General features: G+C 64.3%; 15 protein-coding genes. 8 read left to right on the forward strand and 7 right to left on the reverse strand.

Going from position 1 to position 15,805, the window contains the following annotated elements:
* Positions 1–171: 171 nt before the first annotated feature.
* Positions 172–741: a peptidoglycan L,D-endopeptidase MepK gene (gene mepK / locus RAZWK3B_RS13840; RefSeq protein WP_007816151.1), complete on the reverse strand. Its 570-nt coding sequence runs from the start codon at positions 739–741 to the stop codon at positions 172–174.
* 323 nt (positions 742–1,064) lie between these two features.
* Here mepK and RAZWK3B_RS13845 point away from each other — a divergent pair, with 323 nt between their 5' ends.
* From RAZWK3B_RS13845 to RAZWK3B_RS13860, 4 genes are read left to right on the forward strand one after another with little or no spacing between them, the layout of a single operon-like run.
* Entirely contained in the window at positions 1,065–2,675 is a 1,611-nt protein-coding gene (locus RAZWK3B_RS13845) for a L,D-transpeptidase family protein (RefSeq protein ID WP_007816154.1), read from the forward strand.
* A 27-nt stretch (positions 2,676–2,702) separates the two neighbouring features.
* Positions 2,703–3,794 (forward strand): UDP-3-O-(3-hydroxymyristoyl)glucosamine N-acyltransferase, encoded by a 1,092-nt coding sequence (gene lpxD / locus RAZWK3B_RS13850; protein WP_007816157.1) that lies wholly within the window; start codon positions 2,703–2,705, stop codon positions 3,792–3,794.
* Between the two features lie 42 nt (positions 3,795–3,836).
* Positions 3,837–4,097 carry an acyl carrier protein gene (locus RAZWK3B_RS13855; RefSeq protein WP_007816159.1) on the forward strand — a complete coding sequence of 87 codons (261 nt, stop codon included), beginning with the start codon at positions 3,837–3,839 and terminating at the stop codon, positions 4,095–4,097.
* A complete protein-coding gene (locus tag RAZWK3B_RS13860) occupies positions 4,094–5,305 on the forward strand; it encodes a beta-ketoacyl-[acyl-carrier-protein] synthase family protein (protein ID WP_007816162.1) in 1,212 nt (403 codons plus the stop codon). Before RAZWK3B_RS13855 ends, RAZWK3B_RS13860 begins: the two co-directional genes overlap by 4 nt.
* An 86-nt stretch (positions 5,306–5,391) precedes the next feature.
* Here the strand turns inward: RAZWK3B_RS13860 and RAZWK3B_RS13865 are convergent, their stop codons facing one another.
* Positions 5,392–6,069 (reverse strand): invasion associated locus B family protein, encoded by a 678-nt coding sequence (locus tag RAZWK3B_RS13865; protein WP_037295825.1) that lies wholly within the window; start codon positions 6,067–6,069, stop codon positions 5,392–5,394.
* Positions 6,070–6,531: 462 nt separating this feature from the next.
* Between RAZWK3B_RS13865 and RAZWK3B_RS13870 the strand changes: the two genes are divergently transcribed.
* Positions 6,532–8,091, forward strand: coding sequence for a helicase HerA-like domain-containing protein (locus RAZWK3B_RS13870; RefSeq protein WP_007816166.1), 1,560 nt, complete (start codon positions 6,532–6,534; stop codon positions 8,089–8,091).
* On the opposite strand, the gene RAZWK3B_RS13875 is transcribed toward RAZWK3B_RS13870, so the two are convergent.
* Positions 8,088–9,050, reverse strand: a complete 963-nt coding sequence (locus RAZWK3B_RS13875; protein WP_232279533.1) for a phosphotransferase — start codon at positions 9,048–9,050, stop codon at positions 8,088–8,090. The two genes, RAZWK3B_RS13870 and RAZWK3B_RS13875, sit on opposite strands and share 4 nt — an antisense overlap.
* Positions 9,051–9,154: 104 nt before the next feature.
* Between RAZWK3B_RS13875 and RAZWK3B_RS13880 the strand changes: the two genes are divergently transcribed.
* The 3 genes from RAZWK3B_RS13880 to dxs are packed head-to-tail and all read left to right on the forward strand — an operon-like array spanning position 9,155 to position 12,259.
* Positions 9,155–9,397: an exodeoxyribonuclease VII small subunit gene (locus RAZWK3B_RS13880; RefSeq protein WP_007816170.1), complete on the forward strand. Its 243-nt coding sequence runs from the start codon at positions 9,155–9,157 to the stop codon at positions 9,395–9,397.
* Positions 9,398–9,401: 4 nt separating this feature from the next.
* Positions 9,402–10,301 (forward strand): polyprenyl synthetase family protein, encoded by a 900-nt coding sequence (locus tag RAZWK3B_RS13885; RefSeq protein ID WP_007816172.1) that lies wholly within the window; start codon positions 9,402–9,404, stop codon positions 10,299–10,301.
* Between the two features lie 29 nt (positions 10,302–10,330).
* Positions 10,331–12,259 (forward strand): 1-deoxy-D-xylulose-5-phosphate synthase, encoded by a 1,929-nt coding sequence (dxs, locus tag RAZWK3B_RS13890; RefSeq protein WP_007816174.1) that lies wholly within the window; start codon positions 10,331–10,333, stop codon positions 12,257–12,259.
* Positions 12,260–12,367: 108 nt separating this feature from the next.
* Here the strand turns inward: dxs and RAZWK3B_RS13895 are convergent, their stop codons facing one another.
* From RAZWK3B_RS13895 to RAZWK3B_RS13910, 4 genes are read right to left on the reverse strand one after another with little or no spacing between them, the layout of a single operon-like run.
* Positions 12,368–13,672, reverse strand: a complete 1,305-nt coding sequence (locus tag RAZWK3B_RS13895; RefSeq protein WP_007816176.1) for a branched-chain amino acid ABC transporter permease — start codon at positions 13,670–13,672, stop codon at positions 12,368–12,370.
* Complete coding sequence (locus RAZWK3B_RS13900; RefSeq protein WP_007816178.1) at positions 13,669–14,679, reverse strand: branched-chain amino acid ABC transporter permease; 1,011 nt, start codon at positions 14,677–14,679, stop codon at positions 13,669–13,671. Before RAZWK3B_RS13900 ends, RAZWK3B_RS13895 begins: the two co-directional genes overlap by 4 nt.
* Complete coding sequence (locus tag RAZWK3B_RS13905; RefSeq protein WP_007816180.1) at positions 14,679–15,041, reverse strand: hypothetical protein; 363 nt, start codon at positions 15,039–15,041, stop codon at positions 14,679–14,681. The genes RAZWK3B_RS13900 and RAZWK3B_RS13905 overlap by 1 nt, the downstream gene beginning before the upstream one ends.
* The gene (locus RAZWK3B_RS13910) at positions 15,038–15,754 is read right to left on the reverse strand and encodes an ABC transporter ATP-binding protein (protein WP_037295899.1); all 717 of its coding nucleotides are present in this window, start codon (positions 15,752–15,754) and stop codon (positions 15,038–15,040) included. Before RAZWK3B_RS13910 ends, RAZWK3B_RS13905 begins: the two co-directional genes overlap by 4 nt.
* Between the last annotated feature and the right edge of the window lie 51 nt (positions 15,755–15,805).

A 15,805-nucleotide genomic window follows, 5' to 3' on the forward strand; every position in this document is an offset into this window, starting at 1 on the left:
TTTTCGCGAAATGCAGTGCTTTGTTCAATCGTTGCACGCGTTCCGCCTGTCGCTGATGCCTCAGGTTGAAGGCGGAACGCTTGAGGGACGGGATCGCTGGAAGACATGAAAAACCGGCCTCTGCTAAGGGCCGGTTTTTTTATGTCCAACAGGGTGTGGGAGAGATCGTGCTCAGCCGCCCCAGGTGCGCACAGGACCGCAATCCATATGCACGAAGTTGGACCCGGAATATTTGCCGACGCCACCGCCCCTGCAGGCCGAGGCCGCGCGGAACATCTGCCCGACAGAGCGGGAATTGAGCCGAAGATCCGCCGCTTCGCCCTGCAGATGCAGGGAGTTGCGCGCCACACCGCTCGAGCGGCTGCGCAGCATCGCGTTGGTCTTGGGGCTGCGATATCCCGACAAGAGCATGTAGGGTTCGGTCACATCCATGAGATTATGCGCCGCCGCCATGATGTCGATCGTGCGCAGGTCGATGTTGTGCACGTCATTCGTCCGCCAGTCGCGCATGAAGAGCGAAACCTCGCGAACTGCGTCGCGGATATAGTCGCCTTCGATCCAGTAGATCGTGTCGATGCTTTCGCCCGTGCGCGGAGATGTCATCCGCAACCGTCTGATGTCGCCTGCTCCGCGAAGGAAGCCAGCGGCGTTCGAGTAGGTCGGTGCCGCCGCAACCGCGCTGGCTGCAAAAGCACCCAGCAACGCGCGACGCGTGATGCCCGAAGAGCTGTTGTCCGTCATATGCTTAGCGCCTGTCCCGTATCTTGCTCGTTCGGTCCGCTATCCAGCGAACTCGGTGTCTGTTCCCCAAGTGCGTGAAACTTATCGCATAAAAAGAATCACGGACCAAGCCTGTTTTGATGCAAATTGAAACGATCAAGATTTTTCGGCAGTTTTTTGCGCAAACTGGAACCAGTGTCACCGTTTTACACTTAAGACGATGCGTTTTCGCCGCAGCCCTTGGGCCGTCTTGGAGGATCACACAGAATTTTATGGACAAGCGGCAGGCGAGTACTGGAACACTCAAGCATGTGTTTACACACCGAATGAGCCGAGGGAACGCGATGCCGATGATTGCCACTGTCCTGCCAAGGGCGGTTTTGCTGAGTTCACTGATCTTTCTGGGCCAGCTTCTGCTGGGCACGGGCGCGCAGGCGCAGGTCACCGCCTTCAAACAGGCGGTTGCCGAAGCCGCTGCCAAGGACCGCGATCTGGCGGCGTTTTATCAGGACAATGAATTCACCGGCATCTGGATCGGCGACAGCGCGCCCGACAAGGCCCGGCGCGTGGCGCTTTTCGATGCGATCCGCAGCGCCGAGGATCACGGGCTTCCGGCGGCACGCTATGACGCCGAGGGGCTTATGGCACAGCTGAAATCCGCCCGCAGCGCCCGCGATCTGGGCAAGGCCGAGGTTGCGCTCAGCCAGGTGTTCCTGCGGCTTTCGCGCGACATGCAGACCGGCCTTCTGGTGCCGGGACAGGTGGATGACGACATCAAGCGGCAAGTGCCCTATCGTGAGCGGCTGTCTTATCTGACCAACTTCATGCAATCCAGCCCGTCGGCTTTTTTCCGCGCTCTGCCGCCGCAATCCAACGAATATGCCCGTCTGATGAAGGAAAAGCTGCGTCTCGAACGGCTGGCCGACAGGGGCGGATGGGGGCCGACCGTTTCGGCGGAGTCGGTGAAACCCGGCCAATCGGGGGCTGCGGTCACGGCGCTGCGCGACCGGCTCGTGGCGATGGGGTTTCTCGACCGCTCGGCAACACAGCTCTATGACGAGACCATGTTGCATGCGGTGCAGAGATTCCAGCTGGCGCATGGGCTGACCCCCGATGGCGTGGCCGGTCCGGGCACTTTGGCCGAGATCAACGTGCCCGTGCAGGAGCGGCTGAAATCGCTGATTGTCGCGATGGAGCGTGAACGCTGGATCAATATGGCCTTGGGCGAGCGGCATATCCTTGTGAACCTGACCGATTTTCATGCCCGCATCATCGACGATGGCGCGGTGAGTTTCGAAACCCGGGTGGTCATCGGCAAGAATACCGGCGACCGGCGAAGCCCCGAGTTTTCTGACGAGATGGACCATATGGTCATCAACCCGACATGGCATGTGCCGCGCTCGATCGCCGTTGGGGAATACCTGCCCAAGATGAAGCGCAACCCCAACGCGGTCAGCCATCTCAAGCTCTATAACAACCGTGGCCAGCAGGTCAGCCGTGGCGCGGTGAATTTCGCGGCCTACAATGCCTCGAATTTCCCGTTCTCGATCAAGCAGCCGCCCTCTCAGAGCAATGCTCTGGGGCTGGTCAAGTTCATGTTCCCCAACAAGTACAACATCTATCTGCATGACACGCCGGCCAAGGATCTGTTCGGACGCGAAGTGCGCGCCTATAGCCACGGCTGCGTGCGCGTGCAAAAGCCGTTCGAGCTGGCTTATGAGCTGTTGTCCAAGCAAGAGACCGACCCCAAGCGGACCTTTCATTCGATTCTCGATACAGGCCGCGAAAAGCGGGTGAACCTCGAGCAGGTCGTGCCGGTGCATATCATTTACCGCACCGCGTTCACGCAGGCGAAAGGCCCGGTTCAGTATCGTCGCGACATCTATGGGCGCGATGGGCGGATCTGGGATGCGCTTGACAAGGCAGGGGTTTCTCTGCGCGCGGTTCAGGGGTAAACCACACTCCGTATCGAGGGGAGTGTCATGGCCTATACCGTCCAGCAGATTGCCGACTCTCTCGGGGCAAACGCCCTGGGAGCGACCCATTTGGAAATCGACGCCGTCGCAGAGCCGTCAGATGCCGGGCCGCGCGATCTCGCGCTGGCGATGAAGCCCGAATATGCCGAGAAGATCGAACATGGGCGCGCGCGCGCCGCGATGCTGTGGCAGGGGGCCGACTGGGCCGCGCTCGGGCTTGAGGCTGCGATCATCGCGCCGCGCCCGCGTTTCGCTCTGGCGGGGCTCTCGGCGTTGATGGACCCGGGGCAGGGCTGGGACAGCGGCATTCATCCCTCGGCGGTGATCGACCCACGGGCGGAGCTGGCCGAGGGCGTCAGCGTCGGGCCTTTGTGCGTGATCGGGGCGGGCGCCCGGATCGGTGCAGGCACGGTGATCGGCCCGCAGTGTTTCATCGGCGCGGACAGCGTGATCGGGCAGGGCGGTTTCTTGCGCGAAGGGGTGCGGATCGGGCCGCGCGTGCGCATCGGTGACCGCTTCATCGCGCAGCCCAACGCGGTTATCGGCAGCGACGGGTTCTCCTTTGTCACGCCCGAGCAATCCGGAGTGGAACGCGCCCGCGCCACGCTTGGCGATCAGGGCGAGGTCAAGAGCCAGCCCTATGCCCGTATCTACAGTCTGGGTGGCGTCACCATCGGCGATGATGTCGAAATCGGCTCGCATACCTGCATCGACCGGGGCACCATACGCGACACGCAGATCGGCAACGGCACCAAGATCGACAACCTTGTGCAGATCGGACACAACGTCATCATTGGCCGCGACACGCTGCTGTGTGGTCAGGTCGGCATCGGCGGATCGGCAGTGATCGGCGATAATGTTGTGATGGCCGGTCAAACCGGCATCGGCGACAATCTGTTCGTCGGCAACAATGTCATCTGCGGCGGGGCGACCAAGGCCTTGTCGAATATCCCGGCCGGTCGCGTGATGCTGGGATATCCGGCGATGAAGATGGACAGCCAGATGGAGGTCTACAAGGGATTGCGCCGTCTCAAACGGCTTTTCCAGGATGTCGCGGATCTCAAGAAAACTGTTTCAAACCTGAGGCAGAGTGACTAAATCCACGGTGATTCTGGGGATGACTTCGGGAAGGTGACCGCAATGAGCAGCATCAAGGACCGCGTGATCGACATCATCGCACAGCAAGCCGTACTCGATTCTTCGGATGTGTCACCCGAAAGCACGCTGGAGGATCTGGGCATCGACAGCCTCGGGCTGGTTGAAAGTATTTTCGCGATCGAGGAAGAATTCGACATCTCGGTGCCGTTCAACGCAAACGCACCCGAAGAGAGCGAGTTCGACATCTCCTCGGTGGCCAGCATCATCGACGGCATCGAGGCGCTTGTGAAAGAGCAGTCGTGAAACGTGTCGTCATAACGGGCGCGGGCACGATCAACGCGCTTGGCCACAACGTGCCCGACACGCTCGAGGCGATGCGCGAAGGGCGCTGCGGGATCGGTGATCTGCAGTTTCGCGATGTCGACCGGCTGGCCATCCGCATCGGCGGGCAGGTGCGCGGCTACGAGCCGGAAACCCGCTTCAATCGCCAGCAATTGTCGCTCTACGACCGGTTTACCCAATTCACGCTGATCGCCGCCCGCGAGGCGATTGCCCAGTCGGGGCTCGAGTTTTCCGGCGAGCTGGCCGCAAGGGCCGGGGTCGTGCTGGGCAATTCCGGCGGCGGAATGACCACGCTCGACGAGAATTACCGTTCGGTCTATGAGGACGGCAAGAACCGGGTGCATCCGTTCGTCGTGCCCAAGCTGATGAACAATGCCGCTGCCAGCCATGTGTCGATGGAGTTCAATCTCAAGGGGCCGAGCTTTACCGTCTCGACCGCCTGCGCCTCGTCCAATCACGCGATGGCACAGGCGTTTCAGATGGTGCATGGCGGCATGACCCCGGTGATGGTCACGGGCGGGTCGGAATCCATGCTGTGCTTCGGTGGCGTCAAGGCATGGGAAGGTCTGCGGGTGATGTCCAAGGATGGGTGCCGCCCGTTCTCGGCCAATCGCAACGGCATGGTGCAGGGCGAAGGCGCGGGGATCTTCGTCTTCGAGGAATACGAGCATGCCCGCGCCCGCGGCGCCGAGATCCTTGCCGAGGTGGCGGGCTATGCGATGTCCTCGGATGCCGCCGATATCGTGATGCCCTCCAAGCAGGGGGCGGCCCGCGCGATCAAGGGCGCGCTGGCCGATGCTCGGCTCAATCCGTCGGATGTGGGCTATATCAATGCGCATGGCACCGGCACGGCGGCCAATGACAAGACCGAAAGCGCGGCTGTGGCCGATGTGTTCGGCGCCCATGCCGACCGGCTGATGATTTCCTCGACCAAGTCGATGCATGGCCATCTGATCGGTGGCACCGGCGCGGTCGAGCTGTTGGCCTGCATCCTGGCGGTCCGCGATGGGGTGATCGCGCCGACCATTGGCTATGAGGAGCCCGATCCCGAATGCGCGCTCGATGTCGTGCCCAATGAGGCGCGCGAGGCGGATGTCAGCGTGGCGCTGTCGAACGCCTTTGCCTTCGGCGGCTTGAACGCGGTTCTGGCCCTCAAGCGGTTCACCTGAGCTTTCGTTCGCAACACGCTGTTACGCAAAGAAAAAGGCGCAACGCTTGAAGCGCTGCGCCCTGAACCGTCGGACCATCCGGCGCGTCAGTTGTCGACGATGGTCACATTGTCATAGGCGGCGGTGAAGCCTGAAAGCGAGGCCTTGATATCCACCACCTGATCGGGCGCCTGCGCCGGGACGATCTGCAGATTGGCCATGCCGCCCGCCTTGAACGCGTCGATATCCGCCTGCGTGAAGCCGATGCGGGCATAACAGCCCACCATCGTGCAGAAGGAGAACGCATAGGTCTTGGCGCGGCCCCCATCGACCGACAGCTTCAGCTCTTCGGACAAAAGCGTGCCGAGCGGCACGATGATCGTAGCACCCGCCACGGCCTGCGCACCCTCGGGCAGGCGGAACAGGCTGAATTCCGCAACCGGGTTGCCGGCCTCTTCGGTCAGCAGCTGGTACATCTGGCAGGGGTCTTCCTCGCCGCCGCTGCGGAAGCAGCGCAACTGCCAGTCGCCATATTGTTCCTTGATGTAGTTCGGATTCTCCCGCGCGGGACGGCCCAGATCCAGTTCCTCATCGGGCTGTGCCGCTTCTCCGGGAGTTTCCGGCTCGGCCGCGGATGGGTCCTGTGCGGTCTCGGGCGCTGTCTCAGGCTGCGTGGTCTGGGCCGGGTCCGTGGCGCTGTCGCCTGTCGCGGTGTCCTGTGCGGCAAGCGAGGTGCTCATGCCCAGAAGGGCGACCAAGGGAAGAAGGTGAAGAAGTCTGGGCATTGCGTCCCCGTTCATCTGACTAAGTTACATTTCATGCGCTCTAACATGGCGCTGCCGAGGTGTCAGGATCAAATCCCATTCCGCGCCCTTCATCACGGCGACAAACCGCCGCTCGAACGCCCGCGCCGGATGGTCGTCCCGGACAATGGCGCAGGGCTGTTCCGTCGCCGCCGCATGTCGCGAAAAACAGAAAAGAGACCTTGCGGCCTCTTTCCCTTAGTCTCCCTGCCGGACTGGCCGACTTAGTAATTGAGCAAACGCTAGGACAGTTATCGCTATCCGTCAACAGTCGAAAGAGAACCATAAGTGCAAAAAAGGCCGCGTCCGAAGACGCGGCCAGTCTGACAGGGAGGAAGTCACCCCGAACCAGGAGGACATGAGATTCGGGGCAAGATTCATACTGGCGGTCAAACGTTAAGCAAGTATGTTCGAAGCGTGAAAAACCGGACGGGGGCGAGTGACATGGACAAACATATCTTCATCGGGGGCGGTGGCGCCGATTACGGCACCGCTCAGGGCCTGTCACTGAAATACGCCAACCGGCATGGGCTGATCGCGGGGGCCACCGGCACCGGCAAGACGGTCACCCTGCAGATACTCGCCGAAGGGTTCTCGTCGGCGGGCGTGCCGGTGTTCCTGTCGGATGTGAAGGGCGATCTGTCGGGGCTGGCCGCCTCGGGCAGTGCCGAGTTCAAGCTGCACGAGGCCTTCACCAAGCGCGCCACTCAAATCGGCTTTGCCGATTATCGCTACGAGTCCTTCCCGGTCACCTTCTGGGATCTCTTCGGCGAGCAGGGCCATCCCGTCCGCACCACCGTGGCCGAGATGGGCCCGCTTCTGCTGAGCCGCCTGATGGGTCTCAGCGAGGCGCAGGAAGGCATCATGAACATCGCCTTCCGGGTCTCGGACGAAGAGGGGATGCCGCTCTTGGATCTCAAGGATCTGCAGGCGCTTCTGGTCTGGGTCGGGGAGAACCGCGATGCGCTGTCGCTGCGGTATGGCAATGTCTCGCCGCAATCGGTGGGCGCGATCCAGCGCCAGCTTCTGGTGCTGGAAAATCAGGGGGCCACGGAGTTTTTCGGCGAACCGGCACTGGACCTTGCCGATCTGATGCAGACCGCGCCGGATGGGCGCGGGCGGATCAACATTCTTGCCGCCGACAAGCTGATGGGCTCTCCCCGGCTTTATGCCACCTTCCTTCTGTGGCTTCTGTCGGAACTCTTCGAAAGCCTGCCCGAAGTGGGCGATCCCGACAAACCCAAGCTGGTGTTCTTCTTCGACGAGGCGCATCTTCTGTTCGACGATGCGCCCGACGCGCTGGTGGACAAGGTCGAACAGGTCGCGCGCCTGATCCGCTCCAAGGGGGTCGGGGTCTATTTCATCACCCAGAACCCCGATGACGTTCCCGAAGATATCCTGGGACAGCTTGGCAACCGTGTGCAGCACGCGCTGCGCGCCTTTACCGCCCGCGACCAGAAGGCGTTGATGCGTGCGGCCGAAACCTATCGCCCGAACCCGCGTTTCGACACCGCCGACGCGATCCGCGATGTCGGCACCGGCGAGGCGGTGACCTCGATGCTCGAGGCCAAGGGCGCGCCGGGCGTGGTGGAGCGTACGCTGATCCGCCCGCCCTCGTCGAAACTGGGTCCGGTGGATGCCATCACGCGCGCGGGCGTGATCGCCACCTCGCCGCTCGCCGGAAAATACGAGACGGTGATTGATCGCAGATCGGCCCATGAGATCCTCGCCGAACGCGCCGCAGAGGCGGCCAAAGCCGCAGCCGAGGCCGAGTTGGCCGAAAACGCCCCGCCTGCGTCCGAGGCGGAAGAGCCGCGCGAATTCACCGCCGCGCGGCGGTATTCGGGCACGCGCGTCAGCGGGTCCGGCGCCCGGGACAAGGACGACTCGGGGCTTGGCGCCTTCGGCGAGGCCCTGACCGGCGCGGTTCTGAAAGAGCTCAAGGGCACCACGGGCCGCCGGATCGTGCGCGGGATATTGGGCGGGCTTTTCAAGGGCCGCTAAAGTCCGCTCATATCCTCGATGAGCGCCTCGTACATCTCGCCCGCGCGCCGAATGCGCGATTTCGACAGCGCGCGCGTCTCGACCCTGAGCAGCGCGTCGACCCCCAGCATGAACGGCAGGATGCACCGGCGTTCCGCCTCGGTCATCGCGAAAGCCTCGGTGAACGCATCCAGAAGGGCGCCATCCACCCCCAGCACGCGGCGCCCCGACGGAATCACGCCGCGCCGTCCCATATGCATGGCAAAGCGTGCGATATCCTTGTAGATCGGCATCCGCCCTGATCCGCCGGTGTCGATGCCGGTCATCCGCTCACCCGCGACGATCAGGTTGTTGGGATGAAAATCGCCATGGCTGATGGCGACGCGCCATTCCAGCCCCTCGATCCGCTCGGCCAGACGGGTCATCTGTGCGATCAGCTGCGTCTCGAGCCTGCGCAACCGTGCAAATGGCTGCGTCGCCGACGCACGCTCAGCGCGCTTGAGCCATCCCAGCGGCTTGGCCGGCAGCCAGCTTTCGGTGCTTTCGGTATAGCGCCTAAGCCAGCCCGCCGCCGGTGTCACCAGATCCGTGCGCACCGCCTCGGGCGCGGCGCGCACCAGCTCCAGCAAGGGCGTGCCCTCCACCTCCTCGATCGCCAGCAACCGATGCTCGGCATTGTGACGCAGCGGCTCGACCACGCGGAACCGCTTGCCCTGCATCTCCGGCCAGATGCGCTGCAATTCCTCCCATTCGCGGGACGAGACGTCGTCCAGCGGGTCCATGAAGATCCGCCAGACACAGGCCCGCCCGCCGACCCTTCCCCGGATCACCGCGCGTTTGCCCGGCACAACACGGATGAGATCGCCCAGTTCGGCATCCGCAAGGCCGGGATCGGCCGAACGGGCCGCTTCGAAGCGACCGACAATCTCTTCCAGGGCCTCCAGATCCGGCATGCGATCACTTTGACGGGATGTGCTCATGGCCTGACCATTTCCCAGCCATTTGCCTGCGTCAACCGAATTGAACCCGCCCGCCGCCACCGGTAAGGTGGGCGCACAAAGGACAAGCACACAGGACATATCCCATGACCGACACCCCCGTTTCCGAGATGTCTTTCGAAGACGCCATGAAAGAGCTCGAAGAGGTCGTGGGCAAGCTTGAACGCGGCGATGTCGCGCTTGATGCGTCGATCAAACTCTACGAGCGCGGCGCGCAGCTCAAGAAACGCTGCGAGACCAAGCTCAAGGAAGCCGAGGAAAAGGTCGCCGCGATCACGCTTGATGGCGATGGCACCCCCACCGGAACACAGCCTGTCGAAGGCCTGTGACCCGATGGAGCACGGCGACAGGGCCGGTGCGCCGGTGAGCTTCGGTGAAAGCGGGCAGCAGGCAGCGCGCGTTCAGGATCATCTTGACCGGGTGCTGGCAGCCTTCGGGGATGGCGCCGTGGCGCAGGCCATGCGCTATGCCTGCTCGGGCGGCAAACGCATCCGCGCGCGGCTGGTTCTGGATGGCGCGCGCCTGCATGATATCCCCGAGGCGCGGGCGCTCTGGCCTGCCTGCGCGATCGAGGCGATGCACGCCTATTCGCTGGTGCATGACGATCTGCCCTGCATGGACGATGACGATCTGCGCCGGGGCCAGCCCACCGTGCATATCCGCTGGAACGAGGCGACCGCCGTTCTGACCGGCGACGCGCTGCAGGCGCTCGCCTTCGAACTGGCCACCCATCCCGACGGCGCCGCCACGGCGCAGGCCCGCGCCGATCTGGCGCTCAGCCTTGCGCGTGCGGCAGGCGGGCAGGGGATGGTGCTGGGCCAGGCGCTCGACATCGCCGCCGAAACCGCCGACCGCCCCCTGACCCTCGATGAGATCACCCATCTGCAGGCGGGCAAGACCGGCGCGCTGATCGAATGGGCGGCCTGTGCCGGGCCGCGCATGGCACTGGCCGACACAGCACCGCTTGCCGCCTATGCCGCAGCGCTCGGTCTGGCCTTCCAGATCCAGGATGACGTGATCGACGTGATCGGGGATGCGGCCGCCGCCGGCAAGGCCGTGGGCAAGGACGCCGCCGCCGGCAAGGCCACCTTCGTGTCGCTTCTGGGGCTCGATGAGGCACGTGCCCGGGCCGCATCGCTGGTTGACCATGCCTGTGATGCGCTATCTGGTTACGGCGATGACGCCGAAAGCTTGCGGGCGCTCGCTCGCTTCGTTATCTCGCGTCACAGCTGAGTTTTGCCCCAAGGAGGGCGCACGCCACCATGTCCAACCGTCCCGACACCCCGCTTCTGGACCTTGTCCAAAGCCCCGCCGATATCAAGCGCTTCTCCGATGCGCAGCTTGTCGGGCTGGCCCATGACCTGCGCGCCGAGACGATCTCCTGCGTCTCCGAGACGGGTGGCCATCTGGGCGCAGGGCTTGGCGTGGTGGAATTGACCGTGGCGCTGCATGCGGTGTTCGATGCGCCGCGCGACAAGATCATCTGGGATGTCAGCCACCAATCCTATCCGCACAAGATCCTCACCGGGCGCCGCGACCGCATCCGCACCCTGCGTCAGAGGGACGGGCTGTCGGGCTTCACCAAACGCTCCGAGTCGCCCTATGATCCGTTTGGCGCCGCCCATAGCTCCACCTCGATCAGCGCGGCCCTCGGCTTTGCCGTGGCCCGCGACTTAGGCGGTGCCAGCGAGACCGGCCATGGCGACGCGATCGCGGTGATCGGCGACGGGGCGATGTCGGCGGGCATGGCCTTCGAGGCGATGAACCACGCAGGCCACCTCAAGAAACGCCTGATCGTCATTCTCAACGACAACGAGATGTCCATCGCGCCGCCCGTAGGCGCGCTGTCGTCCTATCTCTCACGGCTCTATGCGGGCGAGCCGTTCCAGGAATTCAAGGCCGCCGCCAAAGGTGCCGTGTCGCTCCTGCCGCCGCCCTTTCAGGAAGGCGCGCGCCGGGCCAAGGACATGCTCAAGGGCCTGACCGTCGGCGGCACGCTCTTCGAAGAGCTTGGCTTCAGCTATATCGGCCCGATCGACGGGCATGACATGGACCAGCTGCTGCCGGTGCTGCGCACCGTGCGCGCGCGGGCCACCGGCCCCACGCTCATCCATGTCATCACCCGCAAGGGCAAGGGCTACGGCCCTGCCGAGGCGCGCCGCGATGGCGGCCATGCGACCGCGAAATTCGACCTGGTGACCGGCGAGCAGAAAAAAGCGCCCTCGAACGCGCCCAGCTACACCCGCGTCTTCGCCGATGCCCTGCTCGAGCATGCCGCGCAAGACGACAGGATCTGCGCCATCACCGCCGCCATGCCCGAAGGCACCGGGCTGGACCTCTTCGAGAAGCGCTACCCCTCGCGCTGCTTCGATGTGGGCATCGCCGAACAGCATGCCGTGACCTTCGCCGCAGGGCTTGCTGCGGGCGGGATGAAACCCTTCTGCGCGCTCTATTCCACCTTCCTGCAGCGCGGCTACGATCAGGTGGTGCATGACGTGGCGATCCAGCGTCTGCCGGTGCGCTTCGCCATCGACCGCGCGGGGCTCGTGGGGGCCGATGGTCCGACCCATGCGGGTGCCTTCGATGTTGCCTATCTCGCCAATCTGCCGGGCTTCACCGTGATGGCCGCCGCCGACGAGGCCGAGCTGAAACACATGGTCGCCACCGCCGTCGCGCATGATGAGGGCCCCATCGCCTTTCGCTATCCCCGCGGCGAGGGTCAGGGCGTCGAGATGCCCGAACGCGGCGAGGTGCTCGAGATCGGCAAGGGCCGCATGATCCAGCAAGGCAGCCGTGTCGCGCTCCTGTCCTTCGGCACCCGGCTGGGCGAGGTGATGAAAGCCTCCGAGGCCCTGCGCGCGCGCGGCATCACCCCGAGTGTGGCCGATGCACGCTTCGCCAAACCTCTGGACCGCGATCTGATCTTGGGTCTCGCCGCCCGCCACGAGGCGCTCATCACCATCGAAGAAGGCGCCGTCGGCGGCTTCGGCAGCCATGTGGCGCAGCTTCTCGCCGATCACGCCGTGTTCGATGACGGGCTGAAATTCCGCTCCATGGTGCTGCCCGATACCTTCATCGATCAGGCCAGCCCCGAAGACATGTATGCCACCGCCGGTCTCGACGCCGACCATATCGAGGCCAAGGTTCTCGACGTGCTCGGCATCGCCCGGATCGGCCATCAGCGCGCCTGATCCTCGCCGCGCACCGGCCCTTCCCGTTTCGCGCGCGTTTCTTCTGGCCGCAAATATCCCGGGGGTCCGGGGGCAGGGCCCCCGGCGCTTTGCCACCGGGCGGCATCTCTACTTTCCCGGGATCAGCCCGCGTGGGCTGAACCGCAGCACCAGCAGCAGGATCACCCCCATCGTCAAGAGCCGCATATGCGCGGCACTCTCCAGCAGATGCGCCTTGAGCGCGCTGCCCTCGGCCAGTGGTGCCGTGATCACCTGCATCAGCCACAGCCCCATCGGCTCGACCTGCACCCACAGGAACCAGATCAGGAACCCGCCCAGTACCGCGCCGAAATTGTTGCCCGATCCGCCGACGATCACCATCACCCAGACAAGGAAGGTAAAGCGCAGCGGCTGGTACGAGGTCGGGATAAGCTGCCCGTCGAGCGTCGTCATCATCGCCCCCGCGATCCCGCAGACCGCACTGCCGAGGATGAACACCTGCAGATGGCGCCGCGTGACATCCTTGCCCATCGCCTCGGCCGCCACCTCATTGTCGCGTATGGCGCGCATCATCCGCCCCCAGGGGCTGTTGAGCGCCAGTTGTGCCGCAACAAGGATCACCAGCAGGACGCAGGTGAACAGCCCCGCATAGCCCAGCTTGACCGTGATCGATGAGGCCGTCACCGGATCGAAACCAAAGCCCTGCACCGTCGCCACGAAGCCCGGATCGTTCTGCAGATCCACCTCGTAGGGGATCGGGCGCGGCAGGCCGTTCACGTTCTTGACCCCCCGGGCCAGCCAATCCTCGTTTTTCAGGACCGCCAGGATGATCTCGGCGATCCCCAGCGTCGCGATCGCCAGGTAATCCGAACGCAGCCCCAAAGCCGCCTTGCCGATGATCCATGCCGCCCCCGCCGCCAGCAGCCCACCCACCGGCCAGGCCAGAAGCACCGGCAGGCCCAGCCCGCCCAGATAGCCCGTGCCGGCCGGGTTGACCGCCTCCACCGCCTCGACGCCCGGATCGAACACCGCGCGAAAGACGAAAAATCCGCCCACCAGCAGGGTCAGCGTCACCAGCCCCCGCAGGCCGCCGGGCCGCATCTTGCGCCGCACGAGTATCGTCGCCACCAGCACGCCCGCGCCCGTGGCCAGCCCCGCCAGCACCCGCGCGCCGCCCGCCGCCCAGGCCTCGGTCGTGGGCGGCATCGACACCAGAACCGCCGCCAGCCCGCCCAGGGCCACAAAGCCCATGACGCCCACATTGAACAGCCCCGCGAAGCCCCATTGCAGGTTCACGCCAAGCGCCATGATCGCCGAAATCAGCCCCATATTGACAATGAGCAGCGCGCTGTTCCAGCTCTGCATGATGCCGGTCAGCACGATCAGCCCCGCCACGAGCCCGAAAAGGGCGGTGTTGCGCATCGTCTCGCTCATACCGATTTCCCCCGGAACAGCCCCGTGGGCCGGAACAAGAGCACGATGAGCAGGATCACGAAGCTGACCGCGAATTTGTAATCCGTGCTCAAAAGCTGCACCAGCCCCTCAGGCTCCAGCCCTTCGGGCATCACATAGCCCAGCACCTTTTTCCACGCATAGGTGATGGTGACCTCGCTGAAGGCGATGATGAACCCTCCGGCAATGGCGCCCAGAGGATTGCCAAGTCCGCCCACGATGGCGCTGGCGAAGACCGGCAGCAGCAGCTGGAAATAGGTGAAGGGCTTGAAGCTCTTGTCCAGCCCGTAAAGCACCCCCGCCACCGTCGCCAGCGCCGCCACGATCAGCCATGTCACCATCACCACCCGGTCCGGGTTGATCCCCGACAAAAGCGCCAGATCCTCGTTGTCGGAATAGGCGCGCATGGATTTGCCGGTGCGCGTGCGGTTGAGAAACCAGAACAGCAGCGCCACCACGATCACCGCCGTCACCACCGTGATGCCTTGCGTGGTGCGGATCGCCAGGCCTTCCTCGAGGCCGGTCATCTCCTTGAAGGTCCGCGCCGAGATGATGAACCGCTCGCCATCGGCAAAGCGCTGGTCATCAGGCCCGATCACGAAGCGCACCAGCCCGTTGAGAATGAACATCACCCCGATCGACACGATCACAAGGATCACGGGTTTGGCCTTCTGCACCCGGTAGAACCGATAGACCACCCTGTCGGTGACCAGCACCAGCGCCATGCAGCCCAGGATGCCGAAGGGCAGGGCCAGAAGGGCGGTGGGCAAAGGTCCAAGACCGATGCCCGCCGCCTGCATGGCCCATGTGACAAGGATCGTGACCATCGTGCCGAAGGCCATCGTGTCGCCATGGGCGAAATTCGAAAACCTCAGAATCCCATAGATCAGCGTCACCCCAAGCGCGCCAAGCGCCAGCTGGCTGCCATAGGCCAGCGCCGGCACCAGCACGAAATTGGCCAGCGCCACAAGCGCGTTGAGGATATCCATCACAGCGCCCCCTCGCATTGGCCGGAAAACCGCTTGCCGCGATTGCCCAACCAGACAAAGCGCCCATCCGGCGCCACGCTCAGGGCATGACCCGCAAAAAGCGGCACCTCCAGCCGAAGCGGCGCCAAGCCGCCGCTCACCCGCGCCACATACGGCCCTTGCCCGTCGATCCACATATCGACCCGGCCACCGCGTCGCGCCGCCTCGATGCGCAGCCCCGAAGGCGCGCACATGCGCTGCGCATCACCCCGGCACTGGATATTGGCGACACAAGTCAGCCCCCCGGCGTCGGCCTCGGCCGCAGCCCCGCCCAAAAGCGCCATCGCAAGAGCCGCCGCCCGATATGTCCAGACCCCGCTCATCCGCCCAGAAAACTCCGCCGCACATCCGCATCCGCCAACAGCTCCTTGCCGCTGCCGGTATGGGCATTGCGCCCCTGCACAAGCACATAGCCCTTGTCGGCGATCTCCAGCGCCTGGCGCGCGTTCTGCTCCACCATCAGCACCGGCATCCCGGTGCGCGCGATCTCGAGGATCCGGTCGAACAGCTCATCCATGACGATCGGGCTCACCCCCGCGGTCGGCTCATCCAGCATCAGCACCTTGGGTTTCGTCATCAGCGCGCGCCCCACGGCCACTTGCTGGCGCTGCCCGCCGCTCAATTCGCCCGCCGCCTGATGGCGCTTGTCGCGCAGGATCGGAAACAGGTCATAGACCTGCTCCATCGTCTCCGAAATGTCGTCCTCCCGGATAAAGGCTCCCATTTCAAGGTTCTCCTCCACGCTCATCGAGGTGAAGATATTGCCGGTCTGCGGCACGAAGCCCATGCCGCGTCGCACGCGCTCTTGCGGCGTCAGACGCGTGATGTCCTCGCCATCCAGCCTGACCGCGCCTTGGCGCAGATTCAGCATCCCGAACACCGCCTTCATCGCGGTGGATTTGCCCGCACCGTTGGGGCCCACGATCACGGCGATCTCGCCGCGATCCACCGCCACCGTGCAGCCATGCAGGATATCCGGCCCGGTCTTGCCATAGCCGCCCGTCATCGCCTCGCCGATCAGGAAAGGCTCAGCCATGACCGCCACCCAAGCGCTTGCACGTCCCCGTTTCTTCTGGCCGGAAATATC

This window comes from Roseobacter sp. AzwK-3b, assembly GCF_000170875.1.
In the GTDB taxonomy this organism is placed as follows: domain Bacteria; phylum Pseudomonadota; class Alphaproteobacteria; order Rhodobacterales; family Rhodobacteraceae; genus Roseovarius; species Roseovarius litoreus.

What these genes read in the sequence shown, in the direction of transcription:
- mepK (WP_007816151.1), bottom strand. Translation starts at nt 741, where the DNA reads ATGACGGACAACAGCTCTTCGGGCATCACGCGTCGCGCGTTGCTGGGT.
- RAZWK3B_RS13845 (WP_007816154.1), top strand. Translation starts at nt 1,065, where the DNA reads ATGCCGATGATTGCCACTGTCCTGCCAAGGGCGGTTTTGCTGAGTTCA.
- lpxD (WP_007816157.1), top strand. Translation starts at nt 2,703, where the DNA reads ATGGCCTATACCGTCCAGCAGATTGCCGACTCTCTCGGGGCAAACGCC.
- RAZWK3B_RS13855 (WP_007816159.1), top strand. Translation starts at nt 3,837, where the DNA reads ATGAGCAGCATCAAGGACCGCGTGATCGACATCATCGCACAGCAAGCC.
- RAZWK3B_RS13865 (WP_037295825.1), bottom strand. Translation starts at nt 6,069, where the DNA reads ATGCCCAGACTTCTTCACCTTCTTCCCTTGGTCGCCCTTCTGGGCATG.
- RAZWK3B_RS13870 (WP_007816166.1), top strand. Translation starts at nt 6,532, where the DNA reads ATGGACAAACATATCTTCATCGGGGGCGGTGGCGCCGATTACGGCACC.
- RAZWK3B_RS13875 (WP_232279533.1), bottom strand. Translation starts at nt 9,050, where the DNA reads ATGAGCACATCCCGTCAAAGTGATCGCATGCCGGATCTGGAGGCCCTG.
- RAZWK3B_RS13880 (WP_007816170.1), top strand. Translation starts at nt 9,155, where the DNA reads ATGACCGACACCCCCGTTTCCGAGATGTCTTTCGAAGACGCCATGAAA.
- RAZWK3B_RS13885 (WP_007816172.1), top strand. Translation starts at nt 9,402, where the DNA reads ATGGAGCACGGCGACAGGGCCGGTGCGCCGGTGAGCTTCGGTGAAAGC.
- dxs (WP_007816174.1), top strand. Translation starts at nt 10,331, where the DNA reads ATGTCCAACCGTCCCGACACCCCGCTTCTGGACCTTGTCCAAAGCCCC.
- RAZWK3B_RS13895 (WP_007816176.1), bottom strand. Translation starts at nt 13,672, where the DNA reads ATGAGCGAGACGATGCGCAACACCGCCCTTTTCGGGCTCGTGGCGGGG.
- RAZWK3B_RS13900 (WP_007816178.1), bottom strand. Translation starts at nt 14,679, where the DNA reads ATGGATATCCTCAACGCGCTTGTGGCGCTGGCCAATTTCGTGCTGGTG.
- RAZWK3B_RS13905 (WP_007816180.1), bottom strand. Translation starts at nt 15,041, where the DNA reads ATGAGCGGGGTCTGGACATATCGGGCGGCGGCTCTTGCGATGGCGCTT.
- RAZWK3B_RS13910 (WP_037295899.1), bottom strand. Translation starts at nt 15,754, where the DNA reads ATGGCTGAGCCTTTCCTGATCGGCGAGGCGATGACGGGCGGCTATGGC.